Source organism: Thalassolituus sp. UBA3500 (genome assembly GCF_002377545.1).
Lineage (GTDB): Bacteria > Pseudomonadota > Gammaproteobacteria > Pseudomonadales > Oceanobacteraceae > Thalassolituus.
Genome location: NZ_DFQB01000021.1, coordinates 7,308 through 7,703 on the forward strand (window position 1 = coordinate 7,308; position 396 = coordinate 7,703).

A 396-nucleotide genomic window follows, 5' to 3' on the forward strand; every position below is an offset into this window, starting at 1 on the left:
TACCGGCCTGTCACGCCGGGGGTCGCGGGTTCGAGTCCCGTCCAGTCCGCCATCTTCTTTCAAGAAGTAAAATTGAAACGTTTCACCGCTCTCTATGCGGTTTGATGATTGAGAATGGTACAAGGCGTACCGCAGCGAGTACCCTGAGACATACCTACTGGTAGGCGAAGGGACGAGCGAGGAACAACGCAGTAACAACTCAATCAGCGAAGCGACAAACCTATTTGGGTGATTAGCTCAGCTGGGAGAGCATCTGCCTTACAAGCAGAGGGTCGGCGGTTCGATCCCGTCATCACCCACCATCACTTTGCAATAAAGTGAACACAATGCGGACTGGTAGTTCAGTTGGTTAGAATACCGGCCTGTCACGCCGGGGGTCGCGGGTTCGAGTCCCGT

2 tRNA genes (1 of these 2 cut by a window edge) are annotated in these 396 nt (G+C 54.3%); both read left to right on the forward strand.

What is annotated here, in order from left to right:
- Nucleotides 1-52 (forward strand) — tRNA-Asp (locus B2R29_RS04475); it begins 295 nt to the left of the window's first position.
- Nucleotides 53-226: 174 nt separating this feature from the next.
- Nucleotides 227-302 (forward strand) — tRNA-Val (locus B2R29_RS04480).
- Nucleotides 303-396 lie beyond the last annotated feature (94 nt).